Source organism: Burkholderia sp. YHN3-13, from assembly GCF_055810675.1.
In genome coordinates this window covers 227,716-243,954 of record NZ_JBVVNQ010000007.1, presented here as the reverse complement: position 1 = coordinate 243,954, position 16,239 = coordinate 227,716, and the positions used below count along the sequence as shown (strand labels likewise).

Genomic DNA, 16,239 nt, shown 5'->3' with positions numbered 1-16,239 from the left:
GCACGCGGGCAGTGCACGACGCCCCTACGGGAAAGCCACGATCCGACCCTGTCAGATGCGTCCCAAGCGGGCGGGCAGGGGCGGGAAATCCCTATTTTGTCGGTCCTTGACGCCACTATATCGGCTTCCTACTATCCACCATAACATCACTGGTCTTACCAGTATGAACAGACGAAACTGCAACCGTTGGATCGGGAGAGCGCCGTGTCGAAATTCCTCAATTCGCTGTTTGGCCGGGTAGTCGTCGCATTGATCCTGGGGGTCGCGCTAGGCGCGTTCTTCCCGCACTTCGCCGAGTCGCTGCGGCCACTCGGCGACGGCTTCCTGAAGCTGATCAAGATGGTCATCGGCCCGATCGTGTTCTGCGTCGTGGTCAGCGGGATGGCCAATGCGGGCGACCTGAAGAAGGTCGGCCGGGTCGGCCTGAAGGCCGTCGTCTACTTCGAGGTGATGACGACGATCGCGCTCGGCATCGGTCTGGTGCTCGCGTGGTTCACGCGCCCGGGCGTCGGGATGAACATCGACCTGCGCTCGCTCGACGCCGCGTCGCTCGCGTCGTACGCGAAGAACGCCGAAAGCCTGAAGGACACGGCCGGCTACCTGATGAAGATCATCCCCGACACCGCGATCGACGCGTTCGCGAAGGGCGACATCCTGCAGATCCTCGTGTTCGCGGTGCTGTTCGGCTCCGCGCTGTCGCTGCTGGGCGACAAGGCGCAGCGCGTCAACTCGCTGATCGAGGAACTGTCGCACGTGTTCTTCCGGATCATCGGCTTCATCATCAAGCTCGCGCCGCTCGGCGTGCTCGGCGCGATCGCGTTCACGACCGGCAAGTACGGCGTCGCGTCGCTCAAGCAGCTCGGCTACCTCGTCGCGGTGTTCTACGTGAGCTGCTTCGTGTTCGTCACGGTCGTGCTCGGCATCGTGATGCGCATCGCGGGCTTCTCGGTGTTCAAGCTGATTCGCTACCTGCGCGAGGAACTGTCGATCGTGCTCGGCACGGCGTCGTCGGACGCGGTGCTGCCGCAGGTGATGAGCAAGCTCGAATACATGGGCATCAAGGATTCGACGGTCGGCCTCGTGATCCCGACCGGCTATTCGTTCAACCTCGACGGCTTCTCGATCTACCTGACGCTCGCGGTGCTGTTCATCGCGCAGGCGACCAACACGCCGCTGTCGACCCATGACCTGATCGTCGTGCTGCTCGTGTCGCTCGTCACGTCGAAGGGCGCGCACGGCATCCCCGGTTCGGCGATCGTGATCCTCGCGGCGACGCTGTCGGCGATCCCCGCGATCCCGGTGCTCGGCCTCGTGCTGATCCTGCCGGTCGACTGGTTCGTCGGCATCGCCCGCGCGCTGACCAACCTGATCGGCAACTGCGTCGCGACGGTCGTCGTCGCGGTATGGGAAAACGACATCGACCGCGCCCGTGCGACGCGCGTGCTGAACCGCGAGCTGCGCTACGTGCCGGCCGACGAGGCAGGCCGCGCGGCGCCGGTGGGCGGCGACCAGGCTCACGCGCTCTGAGCGCGGCTCGGCGCGCGGGCCGGCTTCGCCCCCGGCCGTTGCGCGCGCTCGTCTTGCATGCGCCGGCGCCTCGATGCGCCGGCCTTTCACCAGAAATAACCGGAAATCAGGAGACGACATGGCAGCCCCCATTCTCGATCCGAACGCGCCCGCGTTTGCGCGGCGCTACATGAACCTTGCCGACCCGCGCCTCGGGGCGCAGGCGCTGTTCGCCAGCGACGAATTCTTCGCGCCGAAGGAGCGCATGCTGAATCCGGAGCCGGCCGTGTTCATTCCCGGCAAGTACGACGACCACGGCAAGTGGATGGACGGCTGGGAAACGCGCCGCAAGCGCACGACCGGCCACGATTTCTGCGTGGTGCGCCTCGCGCGGCCGGGCGTGATCCATGGCGTCGACCTCGATACGAGCCACTTCACCGGCAATTTTCCGCCGGCCGCGTCGATCGAGGCGTGCGCCGTCGACGGCGACACGCCGCCCGACGACGCCGCGTGGCGCACGATCGTCCCCGCGACGACGCTGCAGGGCAATTCACACCACTACGTGAGCGTCGACGACGCGCAGCCGGTCACGCATCTGCGCGTGAACCTGTATCCGGACGGCGGGCTCGCACGGCTGCGCGTGTACGGCCAGCCGCAGCGCGACTGGCGCCACGTGCCGGCCGGCGAGCTCGTCGATCTCGCGGCGATCGAGAACGGCGGTTATCTGGTGGCCGCGAACAACCAGCACTTCGGGCCGGCATCGCAGATGCTGATGCCGGGGCGCGGCGCGAACATGGGCGACGGCTGGGAAACGCGGCGCCGCCGCGAGCCCGGCAACGACTGGGCGATCGTCGCGCTCGCGCGGCCGGGCATCATCCGGCGCGTCGAGGTCGACACGGCGTTCTTCAAGGGCAATTTCCCCGACCGCTGTTCGCTGCAGGCCGCGCACGTCGCGGGCGGCACCGACGATTCGCTCGTCACGCAGGCGATGTTCTGGGCCGAACTGCTCGGCGAGCAGAAGCTGCAGATGGATCACGTGCACACGTTCGACCAGCTCGCGGCGCTCGGCCCCGTCACGCACGTGCGCTTCAACATCTTCCCGGACGGCGGCGTGTCGCGCCTGCGTCTGTGGGGCGAGCCGGCCTGAAGGAGGGCAGCGTCATGACCGGATCCCGCATCCTGCGCGTCGAACGCCTGACCCGCGAGGCGTTCGCGCCGTTCGGCGACGTGATCGCGCTCGAAGGCGCGCGGCACTTCCCGATCAACGGCGGCACGACCGAGCGCTTCCACGATCTCGCGGCGATCGACGTGTGCGCGGACGGCGGCCGGCCGCTCGTCAGCGTGTTTCGCGCGCAGCCGCGCGCGCTGCCGGTCGCGGTCACGCTGATGGAGCGCCACCCGCACGGCAGCCAGGCATTCATTCCGCTCGCGGCCGTGTCGCGTTATGCGATCGTCGTCGCGCCGGCCGGCGACTTCCGGCCCGACGCGATGCGCGCGTTCCTGGCCGAAGGCTGGCAGGGCGTGAACTACGCGAAGGGCGTCTGGCACCATCCGCTGCTCGCGCTCGACGCGCTCAGCGATTTCGTGATCGTCGATCGCGGCGGCCCGCAGCCGAACTGCGACGAGATCCCGCTCGAGTGCGCATGGACGCTGGCATTCGAGCCGGCTTGCGCGAGCGTCGAAGGGCATTCGTAAGCAATATTGGCCGGCCCGCGCGCCCCGCGCGGCACGGACCGAAAAGAAAAACGGCCCGGGCGGCGAGATGCCGGCCGGGCCGTGCTGCGTGCGCGACGCACGCGAATCGGCGGCTCAGTGCTTGCGGTGCGGGCAGTTCTCGGTCGTGCACGAGCCGTACATCGCGAGCGAGTGCTCCTGGAGCCGGAAGCCGCGCTCCTTCGCGATCGCCTGCTGGCGGCTTTCGATCTCGGCATCGAAGAATTCCTCGACGCGGCCGCAATCGAGGCACACGAGGTGATCGTGGTGCGAGCCCTCGTTCAGCTCGAACACGGCCTTGCCCGATTCGAAGTTGCTGCGCGTGAGCAGGCCGGCCTGCTCGAACTGCGTGAGCACGCGGTAGACGGTCGCGAGCCCGATGTCGAGCTGCTCGTTGAGCAGGTTCCGGTAGACGTCTTCGGCCGTCAGGTGGCGCACCGGGCTCTGCTGGAAGATCTCGAGAATCTTGAGGCGCGGTAGGGTGGCCTTTAGCCCGATATTCTTGAGATCCGTCGGATTGGTCATGGCTAGGCATCCCTAGAGTACAATGCAGGGCTTCAATGTTACCGGCTTTTCGCCGTTCCAGAAACACGCGCGGCCTGCACGCGGGCCAGCACGGTGAAGGAAATGATCCCAGAATCGCTTTCGCACTTTCAGAGGAGTCGCATGCGGAGTGCCATCATCGCTGCCGCCGCCGTCGTCGCGCTGGCGGGTTGTTCGTCGTACGACAGCGTGACGCAGCGCATTGCGCAGAGCATCACGCCCTATCGGATCACCGTCGTGCAGGGCAACTTCGTATCGCAGGAGAAAGCCGCGCAACTGCAGGTCGGCATGACGCGCGAGCAGGTCCGGGCATTGCTCGGCACGCCGCTGCTGGCGGACATGTTCCACGCCGACCGCTGGGATTACCTCTTCTACTTCAAGCGCGGCTCGACGTCGATCGTCCAGCAGCGCGATCTCGTCGTGACGTTCGCGGGCGATCGCCTCGCGGGCTGGACGGGCGCCGACAACCTGCCGTCCGAGCTCGACCTGCTGGCCGACATCGACGGTGACCGCGGCGGCAAGAAGGCGAAGGCGGCCGCGGCGGCGCGGAAGGCGTCGGAAGCCGCTGCCGCGAGCGCCGCGCAGGCGCAGGCGGCGGCGAGTACGCCGGTGCCGGATGTCGTCGCCAGCCCGTCCGTCGTGCCGGCCTCCGGCGCGGCGGTCGACCAGGATGCGAACGCGCAGGCCGCCCGTGCGGCGAACCGCGCGACCAACCAGGTGTCGGGACAGGGTTCGGCCGCACGCCGCTTCACGCCGTCCGCGCAGGCCTCGGGCGGCGCACCGGTGCCGGGCGGCCAGCCGCCGGGCGCCGCGCCGGCGATCCAGCCGCAGTTCCAGTTCCACCGCCCGCCGCAGCCGAACGTGTCGAACGAGGCGTCGCCGCCCGTCGGTCCGCAAGGTTCGGACAACCTGCAGAACCAGCCGCTCACCGCGCCGGCGCAGTAAGCGCGGTTGCGGAACCAGGGCGGCTCGCGCCGCCCGCCTTTAGACCTGTCGTGTAGAAAGCCATGAAGATTGCGATTGCCGGCGCATCGGGCCGAATGGGCCGGATGCTGATCGAAGCCGTTCTCAACGATGCCGACGCGCAGCTCATCGGCGCGCTCGACCGCGCCGATTCGCCGTTCCTCGGCCAGGACGCCGGTGCGTTCCTCGGCAAGGAAACCGGGATCAAGCTGACCGACGACCTCGACGCCGTGTTCGCGCAGGCCGACTACCTGATCGATTTCACGCGCCCGGAAGGCACGATGGCCCACATCGCGGCCGCGCTGCGCCACGACGTGAAGCTCGTGATCGGCACGACCGGCTTCACCGCCGAGCAGAAGGCCGAGCTGCAGGCCGCGGCGGCCAGGATCGGCATCGTGTTCGCGGCGAACATGAGCGTCGGCGTGAACGTCACGCTGAAGCTGCTCGAATTCGCGGCGAAGCATTTCTCGCACGGCTACGACATCGAGATCATCGAGGCGCACCACCGCCACAAGGTCGATGCGCCGTCGGGCACCGCGCTGATGATGGGCGAGGCCGTCGCCGGCGCGCTCGGCCGCTCGCTCGACGAGTGCGCGGTGTACGGCCGCCACGGCGTGACGGGCGAGCGCGACCCGTCGTCGATCGGCTTCGCGGCCGTGCGCGGCGGCGACATCGTCGGCGATCACACGGTGCTGTTCGCCGGGATCGGCGAGCGCATCGAGATCACGCACAAATCGTCGAGCCGCGTGTCGTACGCGCAGGGCGCGTTGCGCGCGGTCCGCTTCCTGTCGGCGCGCGGCGCCGGCCTGTTCGACATGCAGGACGTGCTCGGCCTGCGCTGACCCACGGGGAAACTCCGATGGCGATACCCACCGGCGTTGTCCACTACCTCGAAAGCGGCGATGCGATCACGCATGCGGTCGCCTATGTGCTGCTGGCGATGTCCGTCGCCAGCTGGTGCTTCCTTTTCATGAAAGCCTGGCTCCTGGTCCGCGCGAAGCGCCAGGGGCCGCGCGCGCTCGCCGCGTTCTGGCGCGCGCCGTCGCTCGACGCGGGCATTGCCGCGCTCGCCGGCGCGGATCGCGAGCGCGTGTTCGTGCCGCTCGCCGAAGCCGCGCGCGACGCGGCCGACGACCATGACCCGGCCGCGCTGGCCGCGCGCGTGGAGCGCGGCGAACGCGTGCTGCGCGCGCTGCGCCACGCGATGCTGCGCTCGCAGCGGCGTCTCGAATTCGGCCAGGTGCTGCTCGCGTCGATCGGCAGCACCGCGCCGTTCGTCGGGCTGCTGGGCACCGTGTGGGGCATCTACCACGCGCTCGGCAGCATCGCCGCGAGCGGGCAGGCGCAGATCGAGAACGTCGCGGGGCCGGTCGGCGAGGCGCTGATCATGACCGCGTTCGGGCTCGTCGTCGCGATTCCCGCGGTGCTGGCCTACAACATCCTCGGGCGGCTCGTCCGGCAGCTCGCCGAGGAACTCGACGGTTTCGCGCGCGACCTGCACGTGTTCGTGTGCGCGGCGGGCGCCTGACCGACGGGCGCGGGAGGAACGACCATGGCATTCGGCGGGCTCGAGCACCACAAGACGTCCGCGCCGATGGCGGAGATCAACATGACGCCGCTGATCGACGTGATGCTCGTGCTGCTCGTCATCTTCATCATCACCGCGCCGCTGATGACGCACGCGATCCGGCTCGACCTGCCGAAGGTCGCGGCCAGCGTCGCGCGCGACACGCCGTTATCCGTCACCTTGTCGATCGACGACGCCGGCAAGCTGTACTGGGACGACGCGCCCGTCGCGCTCGACGCGCTGCCCGCGCGCTTCCGGGCCGCCGCCGCGGGCGCCGCGCCGCCGGAGCTGCGGCTGCGCGCGTCGCGCGCGACGCGCTACGACGTGATCGCGCAGGTGATGGGCGCCGCGCAGGCCGCGGGCCTCACGCGGATCGGTTTCGTGACCGACGTGCCGCCGCAGGCGGGCGCCGCCGCGCCGGCCGCCGCCCCGGCGAAACCCTGACGCGCCCCGGTTGCGGGCCCCGGCCCGCGAGACCGGCCGTGCGGGCCGGCGCGGGCGGTATAATCGTCGTTTTTCCCGGTCCGGCAACAGCCCGCCTGTTCCCGCGCCGGGCATGCACGCCTTTCGATCCACTTCTGCGCGCGAGCCGTCGCGCCGCTTAAAGCCTAGCCCGAACCACACCATGCACGAAAGATACGTACCCGCCGACGTCGAAGCCGCCGCCCAGGGCGACTGGCGCGCAGCCGATGCCTACAAGACGCAGGAAGATTCGCAGAAGCCGAAGTTCTACTGCGTGTCGATGCTGCCGTACCCGTCCGGCAAGCTGCACATGGGTCACGTGCGCAACTACACGATCAACGACGTGATGTACCGCTATCTGCGGATGAACGGCTACAACACGCTGATGCCGATGGGCTGGGACGCGTTCGGGATGCCGGCCGAGAACGCCGCGATGGCGAACGGCGTGCCGCCCGCGAAGTGGACCTACGACAACATCGACTACATGAAGGGCCAGATGCAGTCGATGGGCCTCGCGATCGACTGGTCGCGCGAGATCGCGACGTGCAAGCCCGACTACTACAAGTGGAACCAGTGGCTGTTCCTGAAGATGCTCGAGAAGGGCATCGCGTACAAGAAGACGGGCACCGTGAACTGGGACCCGGTCGACCAGACCGTGCTCGCGAACGAGCAGGTGATCGACGGGCGCGGCTGGCGCTCGGGCGCGCTCGTCGAGAAGCGCGAGATCCCGATGTACTACCTGCGCATCACGCAGTACGCCGATGAACTGCTGAACGACCTCGACGGCCTCGGCTGGCCCGAGCGCGTGAAGATCATGCAGCAGAACTGGATCGGCAAGAGCTTCGGCGTGAACTTCGGCTTCCCGTACGAACTCGACGGCGAGCAGAAGCTGCTGCGCGTGTTCACGACGCGCGCCGACACGATCATGGGCGTCACGTTCTGCGCGATCGCGGCCGAGCACCCGCTCGCCACGCGTCTGGCGCAGGACAAGCCGGAACTGCTCGCGTTCATCGACGAATGCAAGCGCGGCGGCGTCGCCGAAGCCGACGTCGCGACGATGGAAAAGAAGGGCGTCGCGACGGGCTTCTCGGTCAAGCACCCGCTGACCGGCGAGCCGGTCGAGGTGTGGATCGGCAACTACGTGCTGATGAGCTATGGCGAAGGCGCGGTGATGGGCGTGCCGGGCCACGACGAGCGCGACTTCGCGTTCGCGAAGAAGTACGACCTGCCGATCAAGCAGGTGATCTCGGCCGAAGGCCAGACGTACTCGCTCGACGCATGGCAGGAGTGGTACGGCGACAAGGAAACCGCGGTCTGCGTGAACAGCGGCAAGTACGACGGCCTGCGCTACGCGGAAGCGGTCGACGCGGTCGCGGCCGACCTGAACGCCGGCGGCTTCGGCGACAAGCAGGTCACGTGGCGCCTGCGCGACTGGGGCGTATCGCGCCAGCGCTACTGGGGCACGCCGATCCCGATCATCCACTGCCCGTCGTGCGGCGACGTGCCGGTGCCGGAACAGGACCTGCCGGTCGTGCTGCCGGAAGACCTCGTGCCGGACGGCTCGGGCAACCCGCTCGCGAAGTCGGAAGCGTTCCTGAACTGTTCGTGCCCGAAGTGCGGCGCGGCCGCGAAGCGCGAAACCGACACGATGGACACGTTCGTCGATTCGTCGTGGTACTTCTCGCGCTACACGGCGCCGGACGCCGACACGATGGTCGACGCACGCACCGATTACTGGATGCCGATGGACCAATACATCGGCGGCATCGAGCACGCGATCCTGCACCTGCTGTATTCGCGCTTCTGGACCAAGGTGATGCGCGACCTCGGCCTCGTGAAGTTCGGCGAGCCGGCGAAGAACCTGCTCACGCAGGGGATGGTGCTGAACGAGACGTTCTACCGCGAGGACGCTTCGGGCAAGAAGACCTGGTACAACCCGGCCGACGTGACGGTCACGCACGACGACAAGGGCCGCCCGGTCGGCGCGACGCTGAATACGGACGGCCAGCCGGTCGTGCTCGGCGGCATCGAGAAGATGTCGAAGTCGAAGAACAACGGCGTCGATCCGCAGGTGCTGATCGACCTGTACGGCGCCGACACCGCGCGCCTGTTCACGATGTTCGCCGCACCGCCCGAGCAGCAGCTCGAATGGTCGGGCGCGGGCGTCGAAGGCGCGAGCCGCTTCCTGCGCCGCGTGTGGAGCTTCGGCTACGGCAACCGCGAGGCGCTCGCCGCGCGCGCGGGCTTCGATGCAGCCGCGCTCGGCGAAGCCGACAAGGCGCTGCGCCGCGAGATCTACAGCGTGCTGAAGCAGGCCGATTTCGACTACCAGCGCCTGCAGTACAACACGGTCGTGTCGGCCGCGATGAAGATGCTGAACGCGATCGACGGCGCGAAGGGCGCGACGCCCGGCGTGCTGCGCGAAGCGTACGGCGTGCTGCTGCGCGTGTTGTACCCGGTCGTGCCGCACGTCACGTTCGAGCTGTGGAAGGCACTCGGCTACGCGGACGAATTCGGCCCGCTGCTCGACGCGCCGTGGCCGAAGGTCGACGAGGCCGCGCTCGAGCAGGCCGAGATCGAACTCGTGCTGCAGGTGAACGGCAAGGTGCGCGGCGCGCTGAAGGTGGCGAAGGACGCGAGCCGCGAGGCGATCGAAGCCGCGGCGGTGGCCGACGAAGCATTCGCGAAGTTCAGCGACGGCAAGCCGGCGAAGAAGATCGTCGTCGTGCCGGGCCGCCTCGTGAACATCGTCGTCTGACGGCCGCCGGCCGTCGGACGTACCCAGAAGGAGCGAAGGTGATCCGCAGATCGTTTTTGATGCTCGTCGGCAGCGCGGTCGCGCTGTCGGCATGCGGCTTCCAGTTGCGCGGCCAGCAGGACTACGCGTTCAAGCACCTGCTGGTGGCCGGTGCGCCGGCGCCCGTCGAGGCGCGTCTCACGCGCCTCGTCGAGGCCGGCAGCGACACGAAGATCGTCAAGTCGGCGGACGACGCCGACGCCGTGCTGCGCATGTGGGAGTCGCGTGGGCAGAACACGCTGACGCTCAACAAGTTCGGCTCGGCGCAGGAATACGCGCTGTTCTATACGCTGAACTACACGCTGACGAGCAAGGACGGCACCGTGCTGATCCCGCCGAGCGCGATCGCGCTGAACCGCGCGATGACGTACAGCGACCAGTACACGAACGCGAAGGCGCAGGAAGCCGACATCCTGTACGGCGACATGCAGAACGACGCGGTCGACCAGCTGATGCGACGTCTCGCGATCGTCCATTCGCTGACGCCGGCGCCGGAGGACGTGGTGCCGGGTGTCGCGCCGCGCGCGCCGCTGCCGCCGCCGCCGCTCTGATCGACGGCGCACGTAGCGATGCAATTGCGACTTGATGCGCTGGAGCCGCACCTCGCGAAGGGGTTGGCCGGGCTCTATACCGTCTACGGCGACGAGCCGCTGCTCGCGCAGGAAGCGTGCGACCGCATTCGTGCGGCCGCACGCGCGGCCGGCTTCACCGAGCGTTCGGTGCATACGGTCGAGCGCGGCTTCGACTGGAGCGTGCTGCTCGGCGCGACCCAGGCGATGTCGCTGTTCGGTGAGCGCCAGCTGATCGAGCTGCGCATTCCGTCGGGCAAGCCCGGCAAGGAAGGCGCCGATGCGCTGAAGACGCTCGCGGCCGCGCCCAATCCCGACGCGCTGATGCTCGTCACGTTGCCGCGTCTCGATGCGGCCACGCAGAAATCCGCGTGGTTTACCGCGCTGCAGAACGGCGGCGTCGCGCTGAAGATCGATCCGGTCGATCGCGCGCAACTGCCGAACTGGATCGGCCAGCGTCTCGCGATGCAGGGCCAGCGGGCCGCGCCCGGCGACGACGGGCGGCGCGCGCTGCAGTTCATTGCCGAGCGCGTCGAAGGCAACCTGCTCGCCGCGCACCAGGAAATCCAGAAGCTCGGGCTGCTGTATCCGCAAGGGACGCTGTCGTTCGAGCAGGTGCACGACGCGGTGCTGAACGTCGCGCGCTACGACGTCTTCAAGCTGAACGAAGCGATGCTCGCCGGCGACGCCGCGCGGCTCGCTCGGATGATCGACGGGCTGAAGGGCGAGGGCGAGGCGATCGTGCTCGTGATGTGGGCCGTCGTCGAGGAACTGCGCACGCTGCTGCGGATCAAGCGCGGCGCGACGGCCGGCAAGCCGCTGGCGACGCTGCTGCGCGAGAACCGCGTATGGGGGCCGCGCGAGCGGCTGATCGGCCCCGCGCTGAACCGCGTGTCGGAAGGCGTGCTCGAGAAGGCGCTCGCGTTCGCCGCGAAGCTCGACCGGCAGGTCAAGGGGCTCACGGCCGTCGTGCCGGGCCGCCGCACGCAGGACGAGCCGCCGCCCGATCCGTGGGACGGGCTGTTCCAGCTCGCGATGACGGTCGCGGGCGCGCGCGGCGAACGACCGCCGACCGCGGGTCGCGTGCGACGCTAGGTCCCGTCCGGGCCGTCAGCGCGCACGGCGCAACCCGCTTACAATATTTCGATTGCCGGCGCGGCGTGTCTGCCGCGGCCTGGCGCGGATGGCCGCCCCGGATGGCCGTCCGCGCGCTCCCCCACGAATTCATGCCGCTCCGCGCGGCTCGCTTCTCGAGTCACACGATGGATATCGATCAGTACATGACCGACCTGGGCCGTCGCGCCCGGCACGCTTCCCGCGCGATGGCGCGCGCCAGCACGGCCGCGAAGAACGCGGCGCTCGACGCGGTGGCCCGCGCGATCGAACGCGACGCGCAGGTGCTGAAGGACGCGAATGCGCGCGACGTCGCCCGCGCCCGTGAAAAGGGGCTCGATGCAGCGTTCGTCGACCGCCTGACGCTGTCGGACAAGGCGCTGAAAACGATGGTCGAAGGGCTGCGCCAGGTCGCGTCGCTCGCCGATCCGATCGGCGAGATCGGCAACCTCAAGTATCGCCCGAGCGGGATCCAGGTCGGCCAGATGCGCGTGCCGCTCGGCGTGATCGGCATCATCTACGAATCGCGCCCGAACGTGACGATCGACGCGGCCGCGCTGTGCCTGAAGTCGGGCAACGCGACGATCCTGCGCGGCGGCTCCGAAGCGCTCGAATCGAACGCGGCGCTCGCGAAGCTGATCGGTGAAGGGCTCGAGGCGGCCGGCCTGCCGCAGGACGCGGTGCAGGTCGTCGCGACGGCCGATCGCGCGGCGGTCGGCAAGCTGATCACGATGACCGAATACGTCGACGTGATCGTGCCGCGCGGCGGCAAGAGCCTGATCGAGCGCCTGATCAACGAGGCGCGCGTGCCGATGATCAAGCACCTCGACGGCATCTGCCACGTGTACGTCGACGATCGCGCCGATCTCGCCAAGGCGCTGACCGTCTGCGACAACGCGAAGACGCACCGCTACGGCACCTGCAACACGATGGAGACGCTGCTCGTGTCGGGCGGCATCGCGGCTGCGCTGCTGCCGCCGCTCGGCAAGCTGTATCGCGACAAGCAGGTCGAGCTGCGCGTCGATGCGGCCGCGCGCGCGGTGCTCGCCGATGCGGGCGTCGGTCCGCTCGTCGACGCGACCGAAGAAGACTGGCATACCGAATATCTCGCGCCGGTGCTCGCGATCAAGGTCGTCGACGGCCTCGACGCCGCGATCGAGCACATCAACCACTACGGCTCGCATCACACCGATGCGATCGTTACCGAGGATCACGACCGCGCGATGCGTTTCCTGCGCGAGGTCGATTCCGCGAGCGTGATGGTCAACGCGTCGACCCGCTTCGCGGACGGCTTCGAGTTCGGCCTCGGCGCGGAAATCGGCATCTCGAACGACAAGCTGCACGCACGCGGCCCCGTCGGCCTGGAAGGGCTGACGTCGCTGAAGTACGTCGTGCTCGGACACGGCGAAGGCCGCCAGTAACCCGCGAGGCGCACCACCAATGGCAATGCTCTGGGTCAAGACGTTCCATATCGTTCTGATCGCCGCGTGGTTCGCGGGGCTCTTCTACCTGCCGCGCATCTACGTGAACCTGGCCATGGAGACCGATCCGGCCGCGGTACGCCGCCTACTGCTGATGGCGCGCAAGCTGTTCCGCTTCATGACGATGATCGCGGTGCCGGCGCTGGCCTGCGGGCTGTGGCTGTGGCTCGTGATCGGCATCGGGCAGGGGCAGGGCTGGATCCATGCGAAGGTGACGGTCGTGCTGCTGCTCGTGATCTACCACGCGTACTGCGGGCACTTGTTGAAAGTGTTCGAGCGCGGCGAGAACAAGCGTACCGACAAGTGGTATCGCGTGTTCAACGAACTGCCGGTGCTCGGCATGCTTGCCGCGGTCGCACTGGTCGTGATCAAGCCGTTCTGAGCGGCGCGGCCGGCGCGGTGGCCGGTGCGGACCCCTGCGCGACGGCGCCCCTCGGGGCGCCGTTTGTCGTTGACGTGCGTGTTACGTGCCGGCTGATGCGCCGGTCATGCGCCGGCCGACCGCCACGCGCCGTCAATCCTTCGTGCCGTCGTCGATCCGGCGCCGCGTAATCGCTTCCTTCGCGCGGCCGACCCGTTCCATCAGCGCGGGGCCGCGCGACAGCGCCACGCCGACCGCGAGGATGTCGCCGATCGCGAGGTGCGACATCCGCGACGTCATCGGCGAGAACACGTCCGTTTCCTCGGCAACGTTCGACGCGAGGCTCACGGTCGCGAGCTTCGCGAGCGGCGAATGGCTCTGCGTGATCGCGACGACCTTCGCGCCGCACGCGAGCGCGGAGCGCGCGGCGTCGACGATGTCGCGCGTGCGGCCGGTGTTCGAGATCGCGACGACGACGTCGTGCGGCCCGAGCAGCGCGGACGACATCGAGAACGTGTGCGGATCCGAGTACGCGACGCTCGGCACGCCGAGCCGGAAGAACTTGTGCTGGATGTCCTGCGCGGCGATGCCCGAGCCGCCGGCGCCGTAGAACTCGATCCGCGACGCGTTCGACAGCAGCGCGATCGCCTCGGCGACGCTGCCGGCGGACAGGCTGTTGCGTACTTCGATCAGCGCGCCGATCGTGCGGTCGAACACCTTGCCGATGATGCCGGGCGCCGGTTCGTCGGGCTCGACGTCGCGGTAGACCGACGACACGCCCGGCGCGACGCTCTGTGCGAGCCGGATCTTGAATTCGCGAAAGCCGCTGCAGCCGAGCGCCTGGCAGAAGCGGGCGATGGTCGGCTGGCTGACGCCCGCGCGCGTCGACAGCTCGGTCATCGCGAGGTCGAGCACCTCGCGCGGCGCGGCGAGGATGTAGTCGGCGAGCTTGCGCTCGGACGGGCGCAACTCGGCGCGGATCGCTTCAATGCGAGGCAGCATGGGGCGGTACGTGAAAATCGGGTTCGGATGAGCGAGTGTATCGCAATCGAATTGTAGAAAATCTACATGAAATTACTAGCGTCATTGTGGTGCTTCTGATGAGGTGATGGCAGGTGAAATTAGGGTTTTCACTAGTTTAAGCCTTGCTGGTGGCGGGAATAAGGGTTGTGCGGCTGTCGATCCGCATTGCGTGCTTGTAGTTTTTCTACTAGACTGGCTTCGTTCGGTCGACGCACTCGACCGTCCCCACGATTCCAACCGCCGGTGTCGGCCGGCATACAGGAGCGCCCAGCATGACGTCGCTGCACCCCACCCTGGCGAAGGTCACCGAACGCGTGATCGCCCGCAGCCAATCGACCCGTTCCGCCTATCTGCAGCGCATCGACGGCGCGCAGGGCAAGTTCCCGGCACGCGGCGCGCTGTCGTGCGCGAACCTCGCGCACGGCTTCGCGGGCCTCGAAGGCAACGACAAGTTCTCGATCAAGGCGATTCGCGAGCCGAACATCGGCATCGTGTCCTCGTACAACGAGATGCTGTCCGCGCATGCGCCGTACAAGGATTTCCCCGAGATCATCAAGGCGGCCGCGCGCGAGAACGGCGGGGTCGCGCAGTTCGCCGGCGGCGTGCCGGCGATGTGCGACGGCGTCACGCAGGGCAACCCGGGGATGGAGCTGTCGCTGTTCTCGCGCGAAGCGATCGCGATGGGCACGGCGATCGCGCTCACGCACAACATGTTCGACGCGGCGCTGTGCCTGGGCATCTGCGACAAGATCGTGCCGGGCCTCCTGATCGGCGCGCTGCAGTTCGGCCACCTGCCGACGATCTTCGTGCCGGCCGGCCCGATGACGAGCGGCCTGTCGAACGACGACAAGGCGAAGATCCGCCAGCAGTTCGCGACCGGCCAGGTCGGCCGCGACGCGCTGCTCGAAGCCGAATCGGCCGCGTATCACGGCCACGGCACCTGCACGTTCTACGGCACGGCGAACAGCAACCAGATGCTGATGGAGCTGATGGGCCTGCACCTGCCGGGCTCGGCCTTCGTTCATCCGCACACGCCGCTGCGCACCGCGCTGACGGCCGAGGCCGCGCGCCGCGTGCTCGACCTGACCGTCGAGCGCGGCCATTACACGCCGATCGGCCATGTGATCGACGAGAAGGCGATCGTCAACGGCATCGTCGCGCTGCTCGCGACGGGCGGCTCGACCAACCACACGCTGCACCTCGTCGCGATCGCGCGCGCGGCCGGCATCCTGATCGACTGGAACGACTTCGACGAACTGTCGGCCGTCGTGCCGCTGCTCGCGAAGATCTACCCGAACGGCAAGGCCGACGTGAACCACTTCCACGCGGCGGGCGGCGTCGCGTTCCTGGTGCGCAACCTGCTCGACGGCGGCCTGCTGCACGAGGACGTGACGACGGTCGCCGGCAAGGGACTGTCGCACTACACGAAGGAGCCGAAGCTGATCGACGGCAAGCTGACGTGGGTCGACGGCGCGGCCGAGAGCCACGACACGAAGGTGCTGCGCGGCATCCGCGACCCGTTCCAGCCGGACGGCGGCCTGCGCCTGATGCAGGGCCGGCTCGGCCGCGGCGTGATCAAGATTTCGGCGGTCGCGCCCGAGCACCGCAAGGTGACGGCGCCCGCGATCGTGTTCGATTCGCAGGAAGCCGTGCAGGAAGCGTTCGATCGCGGCGAGCTGAAGCGCGATTTCGTCGCGGTCGTGCGCTTCCAGGGCGCGCGCGCGAACGGGATGCCCGAGCTGCACCGTTTGACGCCGCTGCTCGGCGTGCTGCAGGATCAGGGTTTCCACGTCGCGCTGGTGACCGACGGCCGCATGTCGGGCGCGTCGGGCAAGGTGCCGGCCGTGATCCACGTGTCGCCGGAAGCGCTGCTGGCCGGCCCGCTGGGCAAGGTGAAGACGGGCGATACGCTGGTGATCGACGCGGAAGCCGGCGTGCTCGACATCGAGATCGACGACGCCGAGTGGCATGCGCGCCCGGTCGCGCAGCCGCTGCACCAGGCCGAGAACGAGGTCGGCTTCGGGCGTGAACTGTTCGGCGTGTTCCGCGCGGCCGCGGCGCCGGCCGAGCAGGGCGCATCGGTTTTCGGGACGCTGGTCGGCGAAACGGCCGTCCACGTCGCCGCATGAATTTCAAGGAGC

At 68.4% G+C, this 16,239-nt stretch carries 15 protein-coding genes; 13 read left to right on the top strand and 2 right to left on the bottom strand.

Going from position 1 to position 16,239, the window contains the following annotated elements:
• The first annotated feature begins 204 nt into the window (after positions 1–204).
• From AC0KUR_RS18575 to AC0KUR_RS18565, 3 genes are all read left to right on the top strand, one after another.
• Complete coding sequence (locus AC0KUR_RS18575; RefSeq protein ID WP_034186448.1) at positions 205–1,527, top strand: C4-dicarboxylate transporter DctA; 1,323 nt, start codon at positions 205–207, stop codon at positions 1,525–1,527.
• 118 nt (positions 1,528–1,645) lie between these two features.
• Positions 1,646–2,653: an allantoicase gene (gene alc / locus AC0KUR_RS18570; RefSeq protein WP_034186422.1), complete on the top strand. Its 1,008-nt coding sequence runs from the start codon at positions 1,646–1,648 to the stop codon at positions 2,651–2,653.
• Between the two features lie 14 nt (positions 2,654–2,667).
• Entirely contained in the window at positions 2,668–3,201 is a 534-nt protein-coding gene (locus AC0KUR_RS18565; protein ID WP_034186449.1) for an ureidoglycolate lyase, read from the top strand.
• A gap of 114 nt (positions 3,202–3,315) precedes the next feature.
• On the opposite strand, the gene fur is transcribed toward AC0KUR_RS18565, so the two are convergent.
• Positions 3,316–3,744, bottom strand: a complete 429-nt coding sequence (gene fur / locus AC0KUR_RS18560; protein ID WP_006753314.1) for a ferric iron uptake transcriptional regulator — start codon at positions 3,742–3,744, stop codon at positions 3,316–3,318.
• Between the two features lie 141 nt (positions 3,745–3,885).
• Here fur and AC0KUR_RS18555 point away from each other — a divergent pair, with 141 nt between their 5' ends.
• The 9 genes from AC0KUR_RS18555 (at position 3,886) to AC0KUR_RS18515 (ending at position 13,096) form a co-directional block, all read left to right on the top strand.
• Positions 3,886–4,707 (top strand): outer membrane protein assembly factor BamE, encoded by an 822-nt coding sequence (locus AC0KUR_RS18555; protein WP_034186423.1) that lies wholly within the window; start codon positions 3,886–3,888, stop codon positions 4,705–4,707.
• A 62-nt stretch (positions 4,708–4,769) separates the two neighbouring features.
• Complete coding sequence (gene dapB, locus AC0KUR_RS18550) at positions 4,770–5,567, top strand: 4-hydroxy-tetrahydrodipicolinate reductase (protein WP_473376275.1); 798 nt, start codon at positions 4,770–4,772, stop codon at positions 5,565–5,567.
• Between the two features lie 17 nt (positions 5,568–5,584).
• Entirely contained in the window at positions 5,585–6,253 is a 669-nt protein-coding gene (locus tag AC0KUR_RS18545; protein ID WP_069706498.1) for a MotA/TolQ/ExbB proton channel family protein, read from the top strand.
• A 24-nt stretch (positions 6,254–6,277) separates the two neighbouring features.
• Positions 6,278–6,736, top strand: coding sequence for an ExbD/TolR family protein (locus AC0KUR_RS18540; protein WP_034186426.1), 459 nt, complete (start codon positions 6,278–6,280; stop codon positions 6,734–6,736).
• 181 nt (positions 6,737–6,917) lie between these two features.
• The gene (leuS, locus tag AC0KUR_RS18535; RefSeq protein WP_034186427.1) at positions 6,918–9,512 is read left to right on the top strand and encodes a leucine--tRNA ligase; all 2,595 of its coding nucleotides are present in this window, start codon (positions 6,918–6,920) and stop codon (positions 9,510–9,512) included.
• Positions 9,513–9,550: 38 nt separating this feature from the next.
• Positions 9,551–10,102 (top strand): LPS-assembly lipoprotein LptE, encoded by a 552-nt coding sequence (locus tag AC0KUR_RS18530; protein WP_034186428.1) that lies wholly within the window; start codon positions 9,551–9,553, stop codon positions 10,100–10,102.
• A gap of 18 nt (positions 10,103–10,120) precedes the next feature.
• On the top strand, positions 10,121–11,215 hold the full coding sequence (gene holA / locus AC0KUR_RS18525; RefSeq protein ID WP_034186429.1) for a DNA polymerase III subunit delta: 1,095 nt from the start codon (positions 10,121–10,123) through the stop codon (positions 11,213–11,215).
• 167 nt (positions 11,216–11,382) lie between these two features.
• Entirely contained in the window at positions 11,383–12,654 is a 1,272-nt protein-coding gene (locus AC0KUR_RS18520) for a glutamate-5-semialdehyde dehydrogenase (protein ID WP_034186430.1), read from the top strand.
• A 19-nt stretch (positions 12,655–12,673) separates the two neighbouring features.
• Positions 12,674–13,096: a CopD family protein gene (locus AC0KUR_RS18515; RefSeq protein ID WP_107938103.1), complete on the top strand. Its 423-nt coding sequence runs from the start codon at positions 12,674–12,676 to the stop codon at positions 13,094–13,096.
• A gap of 132 nt (positions 13,097–13,228) precedes the next feature.
• Here the strand turns inward: AC0KUR_RS18515 and AC0KUR_RS18510 are convergent, their stop codons facing one another.
• Positions 13,229–14,077 carry a MurR/RpiR family transcriptional regulator gene (locus AC0KUR_RS18510; RefSeq protein ID WP_021158790.1) on the bottom strand — a complete coding sequence of 283 codons (849 nt, stop codon included), beginning with the start codon at positions 14,075–14,077 and terminating at the stop codon, positions 13,229–13,231.
• Positions 14,078–14,370: 293 nt separating this feature from the next.
• On the opposite strand from AC0KUR_RS18510, the gene edd reads away from it, so the two are divergent.
• Positions 14,371–16,227, top strand: a complete 1,857-nt coding sequence (gene edd / locus AC0KUR_RS18505) for a phosphogluconate dehydratase (protein ID WP_473376274.1) — start codon at positions 14,371–14,373, stop codon at positions 16,225–16,227.
• Positions 16,228–16,239 lie beyond the last annotated feature (12 nt).

Coding starts and splice junctions, on each gene's coding strand:
- alc (WP_034186422.1), top strand. CDS start 1,646: ATGGCAGCCCCCATTCTCGATCCGAACGCGCCCGCGTTTGCGCGGCGC.
- edd (WP_473376274.1), top strand. CDS start 14,371: ATGACGTCGCTGCACCCCACCCTGGCGAAGGTCACCGAACGCGTGATC.
- AC0KUR_RS18545 (WP_069706498.1), top strand. CDS start 5,585: ATGGCGATACCCACCGGCGTTGTCCACTACCTCGAAAGCGGCGATGCG.
- AC0KUR_RS18540 (WP_034186426.1), top strand. CDS start 6,278: ATGGCATTCGGCGGGCTCGAGCACCACAAGACGTCCGCGCCGATGGCG.
- AC0KUR_RS18520 (WP_034186430.1), top strand. CDS start 11,383: ATGGATATCGATCAGTACATGACCGACCTGGGCCGTCGCGCCCGGCAC.
- AC0KUR_RS18515 (WP_107938103.1), top strand. CDS start 12,674: ATGGCAATGCTCTGGGTCAAGACGTTCCATATCGTTCTGATCGCCGCG.
- dapB (WP_473376275.1), top strand. CDS start 4,770: ATGAAGATTGCGATTGCCGGCGCATCGGGCCGAATGGGCCGGATGCTG.
- AC0KUR_RS18510 (WP_021158790.1), bottom strand. CDS start 14,077: ATGCTGCCTCGCATTGAAGCGATCCGCGCCGAGTTGCGCCCGTCCGAG.
- AC0KUR_RS18555 (WP_034186423.1), top strand. CDS start 3,886: ATGCGGAGTGCCATCATCGCTGCCGCCGCCGTCGTCGCGCTGGCGGGT.
- AC0KUR_RS18565 (WP_034186449.1), top strand. CDS start 2,668: ATGACCGGATCCCGCATCCTGCGCGTCGAACGCCTGACCCGCGAGGCG.
- leuS (WP_034186427.1), top strand. CDS start 6,918: ATGCACGAAAGATACGTACCCGCCGACGTCGAAGCCGCCGCCCAGGGC.
- holA (WP_034186429.1), top strand. CDS start 10,121: ATGCAATTGCGACTTGATGCGCTGGAGCCGCACCTCGCGAAGGGGTTG.
- fur (WP_006753314.1), bottom strand. CDS start 3,744: ATGACCAATCCGACGGATCTCAAGAATATCGGGCTAAAGGCCACCCTA.